At 33.4% G+C, this 18,198-nt stretch carries 15 protein-coding genes; 11 read left to right on the top strand and 4 right to left on the bottom strand.

The genetic code is table 11. The features are described from left to right. The first annotated feature begins 39 nt into the window (after positions 1–39). From rlmF to uvrB, 4 genes are all read left to right on the top strand, one after another. A complete protein-coding gene (gene rlmF, locus AC1Q5Z_RS00790; protein WP_492443364.1) occupies positions 40–990 on the top strand; it encodes a 23S rRNA (adenine(1618)-N(6))-methyltransferase RlmF in 951 nt (316 codons plus the stop codon). A gap of 85 nt (positions 991–1,075) precedes the next feature. Further along, entirely contained in the window at positions 1,076–1,312 is a 237-nt protein-coding gene (locus AC1Q5Z_RS00785) for a uroporphyrinogen decarboxylase (protein ID WP_111365373.1), read from the top strand. Positions 1,313–1,397: 85 nt separating this feature from the next. Then, complete coding sequence (locus AC1Q5Z_RS00780) at positions 1,398–2,336, top strand: alpha/beta fold hydrolase (RefSeq protein WP_492443361.1); 939 nt, start codon at positions 1,398–1,400, stop codon at positions 2,334–2,336. 47 nt (positions 2,337–2,383) lie between these two features. Continuing rightward, the gene (uvrB, locus tag AC1Q5Z_RS00775) at positions 2,384–4,375 is read left to right on the top strand and encodes an excinuclease ABC subunit UvrB (RefSeq protein WP_198856819.1); all 1,992 of its coding nucleotides are present in this window, start codon (positions 2,384–2,386) and stop codon (positions 4,373–4,375) included. Here the strand turns inward: uvrB and AC1Q5Z_RS00770 are convergent. Continuing rightward, complete coding sequence (locus tag AC1Q5Z_RS00770; RefSeq protein ID WP_343586323.1) at positions 4,372–4,773, bottom strand: TerB family tellurite resistance protein; 402 nt, start codon at positions 4,771–4,773, stop codon at positions 4,372–4,374. The two genes, uvrB and AC1Q5Z_RS00770, sit on opposite strands and share 4 nt — an antisense overlap. A gap of 57 nt (positions 4,774–4,830) precedes the next feature. Between AC1Q5Z_RS00770 and AC1Q5Z_RS00765 the strand changes: the two genes are divergently transcribed. From AC1Q5Z_RS00765 to AC1Q5Z_RS00745, 5 genes are all read left to right on the top strand, one after another. Beyond that, positions 4,831–5,628, top strand: a complete 798-nt coding sequence (locus AC1Q5Z_RS00765; RefSeq protein ID WP_198856817.1) for an alpha/beta hydrolase — start codon at positions 4,831–4,833, stop codon at positions 5,626–5,628. Between the two features lie 28 nt (positions 5,629–5,656). After that, complete coding sequence (locus AC1Q5Z_RS00760) at positions 5,657–6,667, top strand: dipeptide epimerase (RefSeq protein ID WP_278022435.1); 1,011 nt, start codon at positions 5,657–5,659, stop codon at positions 6,665–6,667. Position 6,668: 1 nt separating this feature from the next. Further along, positions 6,669–7,691 (top strand): aminotransferase class I/II-fold pyridoxal phosphate-dependent enzyme, encoded by a 1,023-nt coding sequence (locus AC1Q5Z_RS00755; RefSeq protein WP_492443358.1) that lies wholly within the window; start codon positions 6,669–6,671, stop codon positions 7,689–7,691. A 217-nt stretch (positions 7,692–7,908) separates the two neighbouring features. Further along, positions 7,909–8,376, top strand: coding sequence for a DUF1456 family protein (locus AC1Q5Z_RS00750; RefSeq protein WP_198856814.1), 468 nt, complete (start codon positions 7,909–7,911; stop codon positions 8,374–8,376). Positions 8,377–8,506: 130 nt separating this feature from the next. Further along, positions 8,507–8,917: a hypothetical protein gene (locus AC1Q5Z_RS00745; RefSeq protein WP_492443355.1), complete on the top strand. Its 411-nt coding sequence runs from the start codon at positions 8,507–8,509 to the stop codon at positions 8,915–8,917. Positions 8,918–8,922: 5 nt separating this feature from the next. Here the strand turns inward: AC1Q5Z_RS00745 and AC1Q5Z_RS00740 are convergent, their stop codons facing one another. Then, a complete protein-coding gene (locus AC1Q5Z_RS00740; protein WP_492443353.1) occupies positions 8,923–9,636 on the bottom strand; it encodes a LytR/AlgR family response regulator transcription factor in 714 nt (237 codons plus the stop codon). A 3-nt stretch (positions 9,637–9,639) separates the two neighbouring features. Continuing rightward, positions 9,640–10,680 carry a sensor histidine kinase gene (locus AC1Q5Z_RS00735; protein ID WP_343586310.1) on the bottom strand — a complete coding sequence of 347 codons (1,041 nt, stop codon included), beginning with the start codon at positions 10,678–10,680 and terminating at the stop codon, positions 9,640–9,642. 221 nt (positions 10,681–10,901) lie between these two features. On the opposite strand from AC1Q5Z_RS00735, the gene AC1Q5Z_RS00730 reads away from it, so the two are divergent. After that, complete coding sequence (locus AC1Q5Z_RS00730; protein ID WP_343586309.1) at positions 10,902–11,699, top strand: DUF5694 domain-containing protein; 798 nt, start codon at positions 10,902–10,904, stop codon at positions 11,697–11,699. A gap of 350 nt (positions 11,700–12,049) precedes the next feature. Here AC1Q5Z_RS00730 and sucC read toward each other — a convergent pair whose 3' ends face one another. Continuing rightward, positions 12,050–13,243, bottom strand: coding sequence for an ADP-forming succinate--CoA ligase subunit beta (gene sucC / locus AC1Q5Z_RS00725; RefSeq protein ID WP_091131042.1), 1,194 nt, complete (start codon positions 13,241–13,243; stop codon positions 12,050–12,052). A gap of 415 nt (positions 13,244–13,658) precedes the next feature. Here sucC and gltB point away from each other — a divergent pair, with 415 nt between their 5' ends. Continuing rightward, complete coding sequence (gltB, locus tag AC1Q5Z_RS00720) at positions 13,659–18,176, top strand: glutamate synthase large subunit (protein WP_492443350.1); 4,518 nt, start codon at positions 13,659–13,661, stop codon at positions 18,174–18,176. Positions 18,177–18,198 lie beyond the last annotated feature (22 nt).

Below are 18,198 nucleotides of genomic sequence, written 5' to 3'. Positions count from 1 at the left end.
AAAAAGGAATATCTATCTTTGTTCTCGAAATCAATGAAAATGAAAACAAACGACAATTCCGAAAAAAGCAATTTACACCCAAGAAATCTTCATCGAAATCGATATGATTTTGAAAAACTAATTTTAAATTGCCCAGAATTGAAAGCTTTTATTGCTGTAAACAAATACGGAATCGAAACCATCGATTTCAGCAGTCCAGCTGCAGTAAAAACATTAAACAGCGCTTTACTTAAAACGTATTATAATATTGAGAATTGGGATATTCCTAAAAATTATCTTTGTCCGCCAATTCCTGGACGTGCAGATTACATTCATTATATCGCAGATTTATTAGCCGAAAGCAACAACAATCAAATTCCAGAAACTTCGCATGTTTTAGGACTAGACATCGGAACGGGCTCCAATTTAATCTATCCGATATTAGGAAATGCAATTTACAATTGGAGTTTTGTTGGAACAGATATTGACCAGAAATCAATTGAAAATTGCGCCAAAATTATTGAAGCAAATCCAAATTTAATTGATTCTATAAGTTTACAGCAACAAACAGAACCTCGATTTCTTTTCAAAAACATCATTACGCCCGAAGATCGTTTTACATTTACAATGTGTAATCCGCCTTTTCATGCCTCTGCCGAAGAAGCCAATAAAAGTACTTCCAGAAAGGTTTCCAATTTAAATCCGAAAGAAAAAAGAACTACAAATCCAGTTTTAAACTTTGGAGGACAAAATGCCGAATTATGGTGTAACGGCGGAGAAATCGGATTCATTACACAAATGATTTACGAAAGTGCGAAATATCCATCGCAAGTTTTATGGTTCACGACTTTAGTTTCCAAAAAAGAAAATCTTCCTTCGATTTATAAAACTTTAAAGAAAGTAAATGCCGTTTCTGTCAAAACAATCGAAATGTCGCAAGGACAAAAAAACAGCCGAATTGTAGCTTGGAGTTTTTTTGAAAACCCAAATTCTCAAAAAAGTTTCTTTTAATACACTCATTTCCAATACCAAAATCTTGATTTTACAGTTTACTTTTGCTACATTTATTGTATGCAAACTATTTAAAATCAAGATTATGGCTGAATATATTGGTTATCTCGCATCTGTATTTATTGTTGGAGGATTTCTACTCAAAAATCTTAGAGCTATTCGGTTCATTAATATGTTTGGCTGTATCTGTTTTGTAATCTACGGCATCTTTTTAAACGACTACAGAGATTTCAATCAATGGCTTTGGCCGGTAATTATTCCGAATGCCATTTTAGCGTTTGTACAGATTTATTATCTGACTTCTAAAAATGATAAATCTTAAAATTATGATACTTTAAAATAAAATTCTAATACACTTTCTGCTTACACATCTCGTAACTTTAGGTTTAAAACTGAATTTTACAATCATGTTAAAACTATATTCTCGTTTAGCAGTCATCTTATTCCTAGTAACAAGTTGCGCTTCAAAAAAAGTAAAATTTGAAGACTATGTTTTTAAAACCAAAAGCGAAGAACTAAAATACCAATCTGCTTACGACAAAGCTTTAAAACTTTGGAACATTCCTTATACTGAAGAAGATGTAAAAACCAGTTTTGGAACCGCTCATGTAGTAATTGCAGGTCCAAAAAATGGAAAAAGTCTGGTTTTACTACATGGAATGGACGCCAGTTCTACCATGTGGTATCCGAACATTAAAGTTTTAGCCAAAAATCATCGCATTTACGCGATCGATTTTATCATGGAACCTAATAAATCCAATCTAACGGCAAAACCGCTTTCATCAGACGATATTGTTGTTTACTACAACGAAATTTTCGATCATTATAAATTAAAGAAATTCGACCTAATCGGCGCTTCTCGAGGCGGATGGATTGCGACATTATTAGCGATTCAAAAACCAAATTCTATAAATAAAATTGTTTTATTGAGTCCCGCGCAAACCTTTAAATTTATAGATAAAGTCAGAAAAACAACTTCGGCATTAATGCTGAAACTTTTTCCAAGCGAAAAGAAATTCAGCAAAACATTATCAACTTTTTCAACTCATCCAGAAAACATAAGCCGCATTTATAAAAGACAGTTTTACTTGGCCAATAAATATGCAAAATCAAACTCTAGCATGTTAAAAATGCTTCCGTTTTCAAACAAAGAATTAGAATCTATACAAAACCCAGTTTTGGTTTTAATTGGTGACAAAGACGTTATTAATTCAGAAGAAAGTCTGGAAATAGCGCAGAAGCATTTGCCCAACTGTAAAACCAAAATAGTAAATGATGCAGGGCATTTTCTAACCATCGATCAACCTAAAGTCATTAATGATGCGATTATTAATTTTTTAGATTAGCATTCAAACTTCGTATCTTTACAAAACAAAATTTTCAGCTCAAATAAATGAAATTTCAAGTTTCTTCAGAATATAGTCCAAAAGGAGATCAGCCGCAAGCCATTCAAAAATTGGCACAGGGTGTGGTCGACGGAGATAAATACCAAACTTTATTGGGAGTTACAGGCTCGGGAAAAACGTTTACCGTTGCCAATGTAATTCAGGAAGTGCAAAGACCAACTTTAGTTTTGGCGCACAATAAAACCTTGGCCGCGCAATTGTATTCAGAGTTCAAACAATTCTTCCCGAATAATGCTGTTGAGTACTTCGTTTCCTATTACGACTACTATCAGCCAGAAGCTTTTATGCCTGTAACGGGAGTTTTTATTGAGAAAGATTTATCTATCAATGAAGAATTAGAAAAAATGCGTTTGAGCACCACTTCTTCTCTACTTTCAGGAAGACGTGACGTTTTGGTCGTGGCATCGGTTTCTTGCCTTTATGGTATTGGAAATCCTGTCGAGTTTCAGAAAAACGTAATTGAAATTAAAAGAGATCAGGTTATTTCGAGAACCAAATTATTGCATAGTTTAGTTCAGAGTTTATACGCCAGAACTGAAGCCGATTTTAATCCAGGAACTTTCAGAATTAAAGGAGATACTGTCGAAGTTTATCCGAGTTATGCTGACGATGCATACAGAATTCATTTCTTTGGAGATGAAATTGAAGAAATAGAATCATTTGATGCTACTACGTCTCAGGTAATAGAGAAATTCCAACGCTTAACCATTTATCCTGCTAACATGTTTGTGACTTCTCCAGAAGTTTTGCAAGGTGCTATTTGGCAGATTCAGCAGGATTTAGTGAAACAAGTTGATTATTTTAAAGAAATTGGAAAACATCTTGAAGCGAAACGTTTGGAAGAGAGAACCAATTTCGATTTAGAAATGATTCGCGAATTGGGTTATTGTTCTGGAATTGAAAATTACTCAAGATACCTTGACGGACGTGAAGCTGGAACAAGACCTTTCTGTCTATTAGATTATTTTCCAAGCGATTATTTAATGGTTGTTGACGAAAGTCACGTAACCGTTTCGCAAGTTCATGCCATGTATGGTGGTGACCGAAGCCGAAAAGAAAACTTAGTTGAATACGGTTTCCGTTTGCCTGCTGCAATGGACAACCGACCTTTGAAATTTGAAGAATTTGAAGCGTTGCAAAATCAAGTAATTTACGTTTCTGCAACTCCCGCTGATTATGAATTGCAAAAATCGGATGGTATTTATGTCGAGCAGATTATTCGTCCGACTGGATTATTAGATCCTGAAATTGAAGTTCGCCCAAGTTTAAATCAGATTGATGATTTGATTGAAGAAATTCAGATTCGCTGCGAATTGGACGAAAGGGTTCTGGTTACGACTTTAACTAAAAGAATGGCCGAAGAATTGGCCAAATACTTAACAAAAGTCAACATTCGATGCCGTTATATACATTCTGAGGTAGATACTTTAGAGCGTATCGAAATCATGCAAGATTTGCGAAAAGGTATTTTTGATGTTTTAATTGGTGTAAACTTACTTCGTGAAGGTCTCGATTTACCAGAGGTTTCTCTTGTAGCGATTTTAGATGCCGACAAAGAAGGTTTCTTGCGTAACCATAGATCTTTAACACAAACTATTGGTCGTGCGGCGAGAAACTTAAATGGTAAAGCGATTATGTATGCCGATAAAATTACGGCAAGTATGCAGCGAACAATTGATGAAACCAATTATAGAAGAACCAAACAGATTAATTTCAACGTAGAAAACAATATAACTCCACAGGCCTTAAATAAAAAAATCGAAAGTGCGTTTACCAAAAATCCATTGGTTGAATATGAATTAGGACATCCGATTCCTGTGGCTGCTGAACCAGAAACGGCTTATCTGTCTAAAGCTGAATTGGAGAAAATGATTCGCGAAAAACGTAAAACAATGGAGAAAGCTGCAAAAGAATTAGATTTCTTGCAAGCAGCTAAACTTCGTGACGAAATTAAAAAACTACAGGAACAGCTGCCTTAATTATGCTGTTCCTTAAAAATCTCCAACAATACAATTGGATTAATTACTGTATTGGGAGATTTTTTCATCATTTCCAAAACACGTTTTACTGCTGAAAGATTTAAACCCATTTCTAATGCAATCTGCTGAATAGCTTTAAATTCTTTTTCGTGCAAAACGCCGTCAATATGCATTAATAAAGCCAATCTGTAAAACTGATTAATACGTTGTAATTCAGATTTTATTGGAATAGTTTTGTGTTCTTGATGAAATAAATCTTGAAATTCTTCTTCACTAATATTCAATTCGAAAGCTACAAGTCTTAAAAATTCAAGCTCACGTTTGTGTAAATGTCCGTCTACAGTGGCGAACATAATCATTTCTAAAAGTAAACTTCTTTTTTCTGCTTCTGTATTCATCAATTTCTTATTTTTAGCTAAAATATTGCTTTTAAATAAAAATACAAAACACAGATAATGAAGAGGATTTTCTTGGCAGTTTTACTTCTATTTACTTTTATTGGAAAAGCTCAAAGCACCGTTTCAAAAAATATTTCTACTTTTACAATTGAAGCTCCTCAACTGAATACCACAAAGAAGATCTGGATTTATCTTCCTGAAAATTACTCCAAAGACATTCAAAAAAAATACAGTGTTATTTACATGCACGATGCTCAGAATCTGTTTGATGCCAAAACTTCTTTTGCGGGAGAATGGAATATAGATGAAAAGTTAGACAGTTTAAAAGCTCCTGTAATTGTAGTAGCGATTGAGCATGGAAACGAAAAACGAATCGACGAACTTACTCCGTTCAAAAACGAAAAATATGGCGGAGGAAATGCCGATAATTATTTAGATTTTATTGTAAAGACATTAAAACCACATATCGACAAAAATTATAGAACCAAAACAAAAGCTAAAAACACTATTCTTTTTGGAAGTTCACTTGGCGGATTGGTTTCGTATTATGGCGCTTTAAAATATCCTGATGTTTTTGGCAAAGCAGGCGTTTTTTCTCCCTCATTTTGGTTTTCTAACGATATTTATGCTTTTACAGAAAAACAGTCCAAAATTAAGACTAAAATCTATTTTTTGTGCGGCGATAAAGAAAGTGACGATATGGTAAAAGATTTAACTAAAATGAAACGTTTACTAGATTCTAAACGCTGTTATTGTCTTCATCTTGATAAAACTAAAATTGTAAAAGGCGGAGAACATAACGAAAAACTGTGGCGAGATCATTTTGTTGAAGCGCTACTTTGGCTGGGCTATTAAATAAAAATAAAAAAATACTCCTATAAAAATGAAACTTATTTTAAGAGAATACAATCTCAAACTAAAGCACACTTTCACTATTTCGAGAGAATCTATTGACGTACAGCCATCATTAATTGTAGAATTGCAGAGCGATGGTTTTTCTGGTTTTGGAGAAGCTACCTCAAATCCGTATTATCATATTACGGTTCCGATGATGATTTCCGATTTGGAAAAAATAAGAGCGATTATTGAAAATACCGAAAACGAAACGCCAGAGGCATTTTGGTCAAAAATTCATCCGTATTTAAAAGACGATATGTTTGCCTTGTGCGCTTTAGATTTGGCGTATAATGATTTGTATGCTCGTAAAAAAGGCAAAAAATTATACGAATTATGGAACTACAAAACCGATCATAATCCGTTAACCGATTACACGATCGGAATTGACACAATTGAAAAAATGGTTTTTAAAATGCAAGAACTGCCTTGGCCAATTTATAAAATTAAACTAGGCACAAAGGAAGATATTGCGATTGTAAAAGAACTTAGGAAACACACAAATGCCATTTTTAGAATTGATGCCAACTGCGGATGGACAGTTGAAGAAACGATAAATAATGCTGTAGAATTAAAAAAATTAGGCGTTGAATTCTTAGAACAGCCCATGAAAGCTGATAATTGGGAAGGACATAAAGAAGTATTCAAACATTCTGTTCTTCCTGTAATTGCTGACGAAAGCTGTATTATTGAAGAAGATGTAGCAAAATGTTTCAATCATTTTCATGGAGTGAATGTAAAACTAGTAAAATGTGGCGGTTTAACTCCGGGAAAACGTATGATTGAAGAAGCTAAAAAATTAGGTTTAAGAACTATGGTTGGCTGCATGACCGAATCTACTGTCGGAATTTCTGCAATTGCACATTTGCTTCCGCAATTGGATTATGTAGACATGGATGGCGCATTGCTTTTGGCCGAGGATATTGCAACTGGCGTAACAATTGAAGACGGAATTATCAATTACTCCAATCTTAACGGAACGGGAGTAACATTACTGTAAAATGATAGTCGAAAAATTTCCAGATAGAATCATTGAAATTGACCAAAAGCGATATTTGTATTTTGGAGGAACAGCTTATTTAGGTCTTCCGACAAACCATAAATTTCAAGATTTAGTCGTTCAAAACATCTTAAAATGGGGAACAACTTATGGAAGTTCTAGAACCGCGAACATACAATTAAGCGCTTATACTTCTGGAGAAAATTTTCTAGCTCAACATATTGGTTCAGAAAAAACAGTAACCGTTTCTTCTGGAATGCTGGCCGGAAAACTTGTTTTAGAAAAACTGAAAAAGCAAACGGATTGTTTTTATCATTTAAATGAAATTCATTCGGCTATTCAGATTGAAAACAGTCTTCCTGTCTTTATAAATAAAAAATTGAATACTAATTTATTAGATTCCAAACCAGAAAAAATAACGATTTTAACAGATGGAGTTCCAACATTTCAAACCAGACCAATTGATTTATCTTTCTTAAATGAGATTTCAAATCAAAAGGAAATTACATTGGTTATTGATGAATCTCATTCGTTGGGAATTATTGGCAAAAATGGCTCTGGAATTTATTCTTCAATTGATTTTCCGATTAAAAGAAAAATCTTGGTTTCGTCTTTAGGAAAAGCTTTCGGATTAACAGGCGGTGTAATTGCTTCAGATTCTAATTTCATCAAAGAAATAAAAGAAATCGAAACTTTTACAAGTGCTGCCGGAATGAATCCTGCTTTTGCGCAAACACTATCTGATGCTTCGGAAATTTATAAAATACAGCATCAAAAATTAAAGGAGAATCTAAATTATATTAATTCGATTTTAGTTCAACCAAATAATGTAAAATTTGACAAAAACTATCCATTGATATATTTATTATCCAATGAATTAGTAGAAAAACTAAAACGAGAAAAGATCATTATTGCCAGTTTCAGATACACTAAAGAAGCCGAACCATTAAATCGAATTGTTATTACAGCAAATCATTTAAAGGAAGATTTAGATAAATTAATTCAGGTTATAAATTATAAATAAAAAAGTTCGCCACAAATTACACTAATTTCCACGAATTAATTTTTATGCTTTTTGCCACAGATTAAAAAGATTTTAATGATTTTTTTAGCAATTATAAATCCTCATAATCTTTTTAATCTGTGGCAAATAAAAATTAATATAAATCCGTGCAATTCGTGGCAAAAAAAAAATAAATAGTCCGAATGTTTTTAAACCGTACCTTTGCAAAAAATAAACAATGACAAATAACGATATACTTAAAAAACTTCGCGTGGCTTTGATGCTCCGTGATGACCAAATAATTGAAATTTTAGAATTAGTAGATTTTAGAATTTCAAAGTCAGAATTGGGCGCTTTTTTTAGAGCAGAAGATCATCCAAACTACATGGAATGTGGCGATCAGGTTTTGAGAAACTTCTTAAACGGATTAGTAATTCATTTAAGAGGCACTAAAGAAAATCCTAAAAATCCGAATGATGTTTTAGCAAAGCATAAAGCTGAAATTCCAAAAAAGGAAACTTCTAAAGAAAGACCAGAATTTAAAGCTGCTCCAAAAGATTCAGAAAAATACAGAGGCGATCAAAGTTCATCAAAATCAGGTTCATCAGCTGGAAAACCTAAAAAGAAATCATTCCCAAAAGGAAACGGAAAACCATCTGTTGTAGAAAAAGTGGTATTTAAAAACGGTAATAAGAAAAAATCTTAGCGCTTTTGTAAACGCCAACAAATAAAATTAAAGATGTCTTTTTAATATATCTTTACAACATAAAAATCCATTCTTTGAAGAATGGATTTTTTTATATTTTTAATGCAAATTAAACAAAGATCAATCTATCATGAAATATTTACTTTTAAGCATCACTTTCTTTTTATTTCTAAATGCAAAAGGTCAAACATCCATCAAAGACCAAATAGTTGGAAACTGGAAAGTAAAAAATGTAATAGTAAAATCGAATAGTAAAGAAATGACTGAACTCTCTCAAACTTTTACAAATTCAATATTTTCATTCCAAAAAAATCAAAATTTTAATTTCATTCCAAAACAGAAAACGCAGCTTACTCCAATGTTTGTGCAAATGTTGCAAAATCAAAAATGGGGTTTTGAAGAGAAAAGAAATTTAATTAGAATCGGCACAGCTAAAGATCATTATTCAATAATGGGAATAACTCCAAAAATTGAAAAAAATAATGCGGTTTTTAAACTTGAAGAAGCAGAACTAAGTCTCGAAGTAGTAAAAACCGAATAATCGATTTATATTTTATTCTGATCAATTTCATCGAAAAAAGCATCTTTATAAGTTGCTCCAATTGGCAACTCTTTTCCGTTTACGAAAACAGAAAAATTATCTGTCGATTCGATATGTTTTAAAGAAACAACATACGATTTATGTATTTGAATAAAATCCTTTTCTGGCAATGATTCAATAACATTTTTTAATGACGAATGTGTAATAATCTGCTGCTTTACTGTATGAATGCAAACATAATTCTGTAAACTTTCTACGTATAAAACATCATTCAAAAAAACTTTCTGAAATTTATTTTTTCCATCTGTTTTTATAAATAAAAAATCTGGCGTACTACTATTACTTGTACTCGAAAATTCTATTTTGGATTCAGAATTTAGTTTAGAAACGGCTTGATAAAATCGTTCGAATGCAATTGGTTTTAGTAAATAATCAACTGCATTCAGCTCAAAACCTTCTAAAGCAAAATCGGGATAAGCTGTCGTAAAAATGACTTTTATATTTTTCGAAATAATTCTGGAAAGCTGTAATCCTGTTAATTGAGGCATTTGAATATCTAGAAAAATCACATCTACAGATTGTGAGTTTAGAAATTCTAATGCTTTTAACGAATCATTAAAAACGCCAACTTTCTCTAGAAAATTTACTTTTCCGATGTAATTTTCCAATATTCGAGTTGCAGGCGGTTCATCATCTACAATAATGCATTTAAAAGCCATAAATTATTTCTTTAGCGGAATTTTTAAGTAAGTTTTAAAGGTATTATTTTCTTCTGTTTTTTCAAGAATAAATTGGTTCTTGTACATATATTCTAATCTTTTGGTCAGATTTTCATAACCAATTCCAGTTGACGAATAATTCTCTCCATTCACATTATAATTGAAAGTTGAAATCTCTAAAAAATCCTCTTTTATTTTGATTAGAATAACAGCTTTTTCAATTTCATTATTCAGTTTTCCGTGTTTAAAAACATTCTCTACAAAGTGAATTAAAGCTGACGAAAGAATTCTTTCATTTGAATATTCTCCCTCTATAGAAAAATCCAAATATAACAGATCTTCAAATCGTTTTTTCTGTAAATGAATGTAGTTTTGAATAAACTGAATTTCTTTTGAAAGTATCGCTTCATCTTTATCCGTTTCTGTAATAACATATCGAAGTAAATCAGAAAGAACCAAAATATCATTGGCCATTTCATCTTCTTTCAAAACCAATTGACTGTAAAAAGAATTCAATGTATTGAATAAAAAATGCGGACTAACTTGCGCTTTTAGCATTTGAAATTCAGCCTTTTTGTTCTCCAAAAGCAATTCCTGATTTTGATGTTGCGTAGTATGAAACTGCCAAAACAAAAAAGTTAATGCACTTAGAATGACCGCCGGCAATCCGAAGAAAAAATTGTCTTTTATGTAATAACCTATTTCTCTAGCTTCTTCATAGTAATTGTGTCTTCCGGTAATATTAAACATAACAATTTCTTGTAAAAAATAACGAACAGCCGCAAAAAGCAATAGCGAAACTGGAATTGTCAGGATGTAAAAAAGTAATTTCTTCTTGTTTAAAAACCATTCACAGAAATAGTAAAAGTTGAGAATGTAAATACAAAATATTGCTAACAAATGAGTTGGCGTAATTCCATAACATATTCCTTTGATTACAATTTCTACTTTTTTATCATTAAGTCCAATATCCCAGAAAATGTACGTTAGAAATAATAAAAAGAAAAAAACAATGTGATAGTAAAAAGGGATTCTTGATTTCATAGTTTTTTGATAATTGACTCAAAAATACAATTAAGCCTTAAATAGAAAATTAGATTTATTCAAAACATGCGTTTTTAGGGATGAACTATCAAAAACGTTACACGAAATTATTACACTGCTAATTTCATGTGTTTATAAAATAAAATCCTAGGTTCATCAAAAACAAAAAATAGAGATCAAAAGACAGAATACATTTGTCATGAATTTAAAAACAAAACGTCATGCACAAAATCATTTTACTACTAACAATTATTACATTAAACTTAACTTCTGCTCAAACTAAGAAAAAACAGATTTTATTGGTTGGAACATTTCATTACGCCAATCCAGGTCTTGATGTTGCTCAACTAAACAGTTTTGATATCCTATCTGAGAAGAGCCAAAAGGAACTCGAAATAATGAGTGACAAAATCAAAAAATTTGGCCCAGATAAAATATTTGTAGAATGGGAATTTAACGAACAAGCCGATTTAGATAAGTTTTACAATAAAAACACCGACAGTCTTTTTAAAACTAATAAAAACGAAATAACACAACTGGCACTTCGCACGGCTAAAAAACTGAATCATAAAAAATTATATGGAATGAATCTCTATACTTCTTTTCCATATGACAGTTTACTGATGTCAATGGAAAAAGCAAACCAGCAGGATTTATTGAAAAGAAATAACGAGTGGAAAAAAAGGAATGAAAAAGATCATAATGAAAGAATAACAAAAAGCTCGTTACAAGAACTCATGCTGCATTATAATAAAAAAGAAACCGAAAATAAAAATATACAATGGTATTTGGAAGTAGCCAACAGAACTGGAAATCCAGATGATTTTACAGGAGCGTCTTTAGTCTCAAATTGGTACAAAAGAAACTTATATATGTATTCTTTAATTCAGAAATTAACGGAAAGCACAGATAATAAAATAATGGTTTTAGTTGGCGCTGGTCATGCTGCATTGATTAGAGAATTTATAACACATGATCCAGAATTTGAAATTGTAGATTTGGCGACTGTTTTGAAATAATTCTTTTCTAACCGCAATCCCGATAGCTATCGGGAGCAAAGTTTTTTTAGCCACAGATTATACAGATTAACACAGATTTTTTAAAATCATTTTAATCTTAGTAATCTGTGGCTATATCTTTTACAAGCTACTGAGATTTTTGTCTCCCGCAGATTTTGCAGATTCAGCAGATTTATCTTTTTCTTTATCATTAAAAATCTGCTCAATCTGCGAGAGAAAATTTTTTAAGCATATTATTTTATTGTAGAGAATCACTGCAGTGCGCCTTTAGGATACGCAAACTTTACAAAAACAAAAAAATCCCTCCGAAGCACGGAGGGATTTTCTATATAAATTGATTTCTTATTTAATTAAGAAAGAGCAGCTTTTACTTGGTCAGCAGCTTCTTGGAATTGAACTGCAGATAAGATTGGCATACCAGAGTTGTCAATTAATTCTTTTGCAATTTCAGCATTTGTTCCTTGCAAACGAACGATAATTGGCACATTGATAGCGTCACCCATGTTTTTGTAAGCATCAACAACACCTTGAGCAACACGGTCACAACGAACGATACCTCCAAAGATGTTAATCAAAATAGCTTTTACGTTTGGATCTTTCAAGATAATTCTGAAAGCAGTTTCAACACGTTTAGCATCAGCAGTTCCACCAACGTCAAGGAAGTTAGCAGGCTCAAAACCAGCGTATTTAATTAAATCCATAGTTGCCATTGCAAGACCAGCTCCGTTTACCATACATCCTACAGTACCGTCAAGGTCAACATAGTTAAGACCAACTTCTTTAGCTTCAACTTCGATTGGATTCTCCTCACGGATATCTCTCATTTCAGCATATTTTGGTTGTCTGTATAAAGCGTTATCGTCGATGTTAACTTTAGCATCAACAGCTAAGATTTTGTTATCAGAAGTTTTTAATACAGGGTTGATTTCAAACATAGAAGCATCAGAACCAATGTAAGCATTGTAAAGTGCATCGATGAATTTAACCATTTCTTTGAAAGCATTTCCAGAAAGTCCTAAGTTAAAAGCAATTCTTCTAGCTTGGAAACCTTGTAATCCTACAGAAGGATCAATTTCTTCAGTAAAGATTAAGTGTGGAGTGTGCTCAGCAACTTCTTCGATATCCATTCCACCTTCAGTAGAATACATAATCATGTTGCGTCCTGTACCTCTATTCAATAAAACAGAAACATAAAATTCAGAAGTTTCGCTTTCTCCAGGATAGTACACATCTTCAGCTACTAATACTTTGTTAACTTTTTTACCTTCAGGCGGAGTCTGAGGAGTAATTAACTGCATTCCGATGATTTGTTCTGCTAACTCTTCAACTTGTTGTAAGTTTTTTGCCAGCTTAACTCCACCACCTTTTCCACGACCACCTGCGTGAATTTGTGCTTTAATTACATGCCATCCTGTCCCAGTTTCGGCAGTTAATTGTTTTGCAGCGGCCACAGCTTCAACTGCATTATTAGCCACGATTCCGCGTTGTACGCGTACTCCGTAACTCGCTAAAATTTCTTTTCCTTGATATTCGTGTATGTTCATAATATAGAATTTGTCTGGTTCTGAATTTATTTCAGAATAAAAGTGCGACAAAAGTAACAAAATACAACTGAAAAGTAAAATCTTTTTTAAATTAATAACGGCTCCTTAAATGATTCTTCAGCTATTTAAATCGAAAGAAAAAAAATCATTAAACAATTGTATCTAAAAAGTTAACACAAAATCGCTAAAACGTTTGAGATTTAACAAAAACTTCACTGATATCAATACCTAAGCGACGATTTTTCTTAATATATTTTAATCGCAATTATGATTTTGATAATTCGCAATGCTTTATCTGATAATTTTATCATTTAAGAACCCTTTTTCTAATATTCCTATAAAAATGAAAGCGAATTCATAATTTCAATACATTATATTTAACGAAATCTTTATTTTTGTAAAAAAAATATCAAGAATGAGAGTTAAAGAACAAGGGCTTTATCTGCCTGAATTTGAACACGACAATTGTGGTGCAGGATTTATTTGTAATTTGAATGGTATTAAGTCAAATGATATTATTCACAAAGCATTAGACATCTTAATTAAATTAGAACATCGTGGTGCCGTTAGTTCTGATGGAAGAACTGGAGACGGAGCCGGAATTTTATTCGACATTCCTCATGATTTTTTTAAGAAAGTTTGTGACTTTGAAATCCCAGAAGCGCGTGAGTATGCAGTAGGAATGGTTTTTTTACCAAAAAGCAAAAACCAGGTTTCTTTTTGTATTAATGCATTTGAAGCTACTATCAAAGACCAAAACTTAAAAGTTTTAGGTTGGAGAGACGTACCCGTTGACGTTGAAAATCTAGGTGAAATTGCCGCAGAAAAAGAACCAACAATTAAACAAGTTTTCGTTTCTAAAAACGGACAAGATTTAACTGAACAAGAATTTAATGCAAAACTTTTTGCAGCTAGAAAAATTGCTGAACATGCCGTAAGAGGATCTAAAACCTCAGAAAGCCACATGTTTTATTTTACTAGTTTATCGACAACTACTATAATATATAAAGGTCTATTGATGCCAGAAGACATCAGCCGTTATTATATAGATTTAAAAGATCCAGACTTGGTGACGCGTTTAGCGCTTGTACACCAACGTTTCTCTACCAATACATTCCCATCTTGGGACTTAGCTCAGCCGTTTAGATACATGTGTCACAATGGTGAGATCAACACACTTCGTGGAAACGTAAGCCGTATGCGTGCTCGTGAAGAGCTTATGCAGAGCAAAGTTTTTGGCGATGATATCAAAAAATTATTCCCAATTATCTTAGAAGGAAAATCAGATTCTGCTTCTATGGATATGGTGGTTGAACTTTTATTAATGACTGGCCGTTCTCTTCCAGAGGCAATGATGATGGTAGTTCCTGAAGCTTGGGAAAAACACCAGACAATGTCTCCAGAAAAAAAAGCTTTCTATGAATACAACGCTTGTATCATGGAGCCTTGGGATGGTCCTGCTTCTATTCCGTTTACAGATGGTAACGTGATTGGAGCTTTACTAGACAGAAATGGTTTACGTCCTTCTCGTTATACATTAACGAAAAGCGGATTCGTAATTATGTCATCTGAAATTGGTGTATTAGATATCGATCCAGAAGATGTAATTCAGCATGGTCGTTTAGAGCCAGGAAAAATGTTCTTAGTTGATATGAATGAAGGCCGTATCATCGAAGACGAAGAAGTTAAAAAAGCAATCGTTACAAAACGTCCATACAAGCAATGGGTTGACGAAAACTTATTGCCATTGGCTAGCGTTCCTTACACAAACAACCCTACTCCTGTTGAAAAATTAGATTTCTTAACAAGACAGCGTTTGTTTGGTTATACTATTGAAGATTTAAAAACAATCATCAACCCAATGGGTAGCGACGGAGCTGAAGCAATTAGTTCTATGGGTAACGATACACCTTTGGCGGTTCTTTCAGATCAGCCTCAGTTGTTATACAACTACTTCAAACAGTTATTTGCTCAAGTTACAAACCCGCCATTGGATGGTATTCGTGAAGAAATCATTACTGACATCAGTTTAGCGATTGGAGGAGATTTCAATATTTTCGAAATCGAATCGAAACAATGTAAAAAATTAAAAATCCAAAATCCAGTTGTTTCTAACGAGGATTTGGATAAAATCAGAAACATAGATCACCCAGATTTCAAATCGGCTACAATTTCTACTTTATATAAAATAGAAAAAGGAGTTAACGGTTTAGAAAGAGCTCTTGAAAAATGTGTTCAAGCTACTTTTAAAGCAGTTGAAGAAGGATGCAACATCATTATATTATCTGATAGAGGTGTAAGCGAAGAATTGGCTCCAATTCCAATGTTATTGGCATGCTCTTACATTCACCACTCACTAAACATTTTACAGGTTCGTTCTAAATTCGGAATCATCATCGAATCTGCAGAACCTAGAGAACCTCATCATTTTGCTTTATTGTTCGGATACGGTGCAAGCGCCATCAACCCTTACATGGTAAACGAAATCATTCACGATCAAGTTGAAAAAGGTTTCATTACAAAAGTAAAAGCGGATTATGCTGTAGTTAACTACAACAAAGCGATTGCAAAAGGAATCGTGAAAATCATGAATAAAATTGGTATCTCTACTTTACATTCATATAGAGCTGCTCAAATTTTCGAGATTTTAGGTTTAAACAAAACATTTACATCTAAATACTTCCCTTACACTCCATCAAGAATTGAAGGAATTGGTTTAATGGAAGTGGAGAAAGAAGTGAAAAAACGTTTCCAAAAAGCTTTCCCAAATTCAAAAATTGCAAACTTGCTTTCTCTTGAAATTGGAGGTATTTACAGATGGAGACGTGGTGGAGAAAAACACATGTTTAACCCAACCACTATTTCTAAATTACAACAAGCGGTTCGTTTAAACAGCCCAGAAAGTTATAAAGAATACTCAAATGCCGTTAATGAGCAAAGCTCAAACTTAATGACGATTAGAGGTTTATTTGAATTCAACAACTTAGATCCAATTTCTATTGACGAAGTAGAACCTTGGACAGAAATTGTAAAGAAATTCAAAACTGGAGCAATGTCTTACGGTTCTATCAGCCAAGAAGCGCATGAGAACTTAGCAATCGCAATGAACAGAATTGGAGGAAAAAGTAACTCTGGAGAAGGTGGAGAAGATCCAAGACGTTTCCAGAAAGAAATTAACGGAGATTCTAGAAACTCTGCAATTAAGCAAGTTGCATCAGGACGTTTTGGTGTTTCGATCAACTATTTGACAAACGCTAAAGAAATCCAGATTAAAATGGCTCAAGGTGCAAAACCTGGTGAAGGTGGTCAGTTACCTGGAGAAAAAGTAGTGCCTTGGATTGCTGAAACTCGAAACTCTACTCCTTATGTAGGTTTGATTTCGCCTCCTCCTCACCACGATATTTACTCTATTGAGGATTTATCTCAGTTGATTTACGATTTGAAAAACGCAAACCGTGAAGCTCGTATCAACGTGAAATTAGTTTCTGAAGTCGGAGTTGGAACTATCGCTGCGGGTGTTGCCAAAGCAAAAGCTGACGTTATCTTAATTTCAGGTTATGACGGAGGAACGGGAGCGGCACCATTAACATCTTTACAGCACACAGGTATTCCGTGGGAACTTGGATTAGCTGAAGCACAACAAACTTTGATCTTAAACGATTTAAGAAGCCGTGTAGTTTTAGAGTGTGACGGACAGTTGAAAACTGGTCGTGACGTGGCTATCGCAGCTTTATTAGGAGCTGAAGAATTCGGATTTGCAACTGCACCGCTTGTAGCTTCTGGATGTATCATGATGAGAGCTTGTCACTTAAATACTTGTCCAGTTGGTATTGCAACTCAGGATCCTGAATTGAGAAAAAATTTCAAAGGAACTCCAGAGCACGTAATCAACTTCATGTATTTCATTGCTGAAGAGTTAAGAGAAATCATGGCTCAGTTAGGTTTCAGAACTTTAAAAGAAATGGTAGGTCAGTCACAAAAATTAAATGTGAACAAAGCCATCAAACATTATAAAGCAAATGGTTTAGACTTGTCAACCATTCTATACAAACCGGAAAAAGCGAAAACAGAGCCAAATCATAATACAACAACTCAAGATCACCAACTTGAAAATGTATTGGATTTTGACATCATCAAAGAAGCGATTCCGTCTATCTATAGAAAAGAGAAAACAAGAGTAACTTTTAAAATTAAAAATACAGACCGTTCTGTAGGTGCTATTTTGAGTAACGAAATCTCAAAAATCTACGGCGCACAAGGATTACCTGATGACACTATTTTAGTTGATTTTGAAGGTTCTGCTGGACAAAGTTTTGGTGCATTCGCAACAAACGGATTGTCATTTAAAATTCACGGAAACTGTAATGATTATTTAGGAAAAGGTCTTTCTGGAGGAAAATTAATTGTAAAAGTACCTCCTACAGCAACCTTCAACCCTGAAGACAATATCATTATCGGGAACGTTGCCCTTTACGGAGCTATTACCGGAGAGGCTTATATTAATGGAATGGCCGGAGAGCGTTTCTGTGTAAGAAATTCTGGAGCAACAGCAGTTGTTGAAGGAATTGGAGATCACGGATGCGAGTACATGACCGGTGGTACAGTAGTAGTTTTAGGAAAAACAGGAAGAAACTTCGCTGCGGGTATGAGCGGTGGTGTAGCTTATGTTTACGATCCAAACAAGAAATTCGATTCTACAGTTTGTAACATGGAAATGGTTGCATTCGACCCAATGGAAGAAGAAGATCTTACGAAACTAAGAAAACTGATCAAAAATCATTCGTTGTACACAAGCAGTCCATTAGCAAAAAGAATTTTAGCAGACTGGGAAAACCAACAACAGCACTTCGTAAAAGTAATGCCAACTGATTACAAAAAAGCATTACAAAGAATTGCAGAAGAGAAAAAAATAGAAGAATTAATAGCTGGATAAAAATCAATTTCAAAAACCAAAA

This window comes from Flavobacterium sp. GW823-FHT06G12 (assembly GCF_058794775.1).
This window is presented reverse-complemented; position numbering and strand designations above follow the sequence as displayed.

Bases quoted from the DNA above. Each gene is read 5' to 3' on its own strand.
- rlmF (WP_492443364.1), top strand. From the start codon at position 40: ATGAAAACAAACGACAATTCCGAAAAAAGCAATTTACACCCAAGAAAT.
- AC1Q5Z_RS00785 (WP_111365373.1), top strand. From the start codon at position 1,076: ATGGCTGAATATATTGGTTATCTCGCATCTGTATTTATTGTTGGAGGA.
- AC1Q5Z_RS00780 (WP_492443361.1), top strand. From the start codon at position 1,398: ATGTTAAAACTATATTCTCGTTTAGCAGTCATCTTATTCCTAGTAACA.
- uvrB (WP_198856819.1), top strand. From the start codon at position 2,384: ATGAAATTTCAAGTTTCTTCAGAATATAGTCCAAAAGGAGATCAGCCG.
- AC1Q5Z_RS00770 (WP_343586323.1), bottom strand. From the start codon at position 4,773: ATGAATACAGAAGCAGAAAAAAGAAGTTTACTTTTAGAAATGATTATG.
- AC1Q5Z_RS00765 (WP_198856817.1), top strand. From the start codon at position 4,831: ATGAAGAGGATTTTCTTGGCAGTTTTACTTCTATTTACTTTTATTGGA.
- AC1Q5Z_RS00760 (WP_278022435.1), top strand. From the start codon at position 5,657: ATGAAACTTATTTTAAGAGAATACAATCTCAAACTAAAGCACACTTTC.
- AC1Q5Z_RS00755 (WP_492443358.1), top strand. From the start codon at position 6,669: ATGATAGTCGAAAAATTTCCAGATAGAATCATTGAAATTGACCAAAAG.
- AC1Q5Z_RS00750 (WP_198856814.1), top strand. From the start codon at position 7,909: ATGACAAATAACGATATACTTAAAAAACTTCGCGTGGCTTTGATGCTC.
- AC1Q5Z_RS00745 (WP_492443355.1), top strand. From the start codon at position 8,507: ATGAAATATTTACTTTTAAGCATCACTTTCTTTTTATTTCTAAATGCA.
- AC1Q5Z_RS00740 (WP_492443353.1), bottom strand. From the start codon at position 9,636: ATGGCTTTTAAATGCATTATTGTAGATGATGAACCGCCTGCAACTCGA.
- AC1Q5Z_RS00735 (WP_343586310.1), bottom strand. From the start codon at position 10,680: ATGAAATCAAGAATCCCTTTTTACTATCACATTGTTTTTTTCTTTTTA.
- AC1Q5Z_RS00730 (WP_343586309.1), top strand. From the start codon at position 10,902: ATGCACAAAATCATTTTACTACTAACAATTATTACATTAAACTTAACT.
- sucC (WP_091131042.1), bottom strand. From the start codon at position 13,243: ATGAACATACACGAATATCAAGGAAAAGAAATTTTAGCGAGTTACGGA.
- gltB (WP_492443350.1), top strand. From the start codon at position 13,659: ATGAGAGTTAAAGAACAAGGGCTTTATCTGCCTGAATTTGAACACGAC.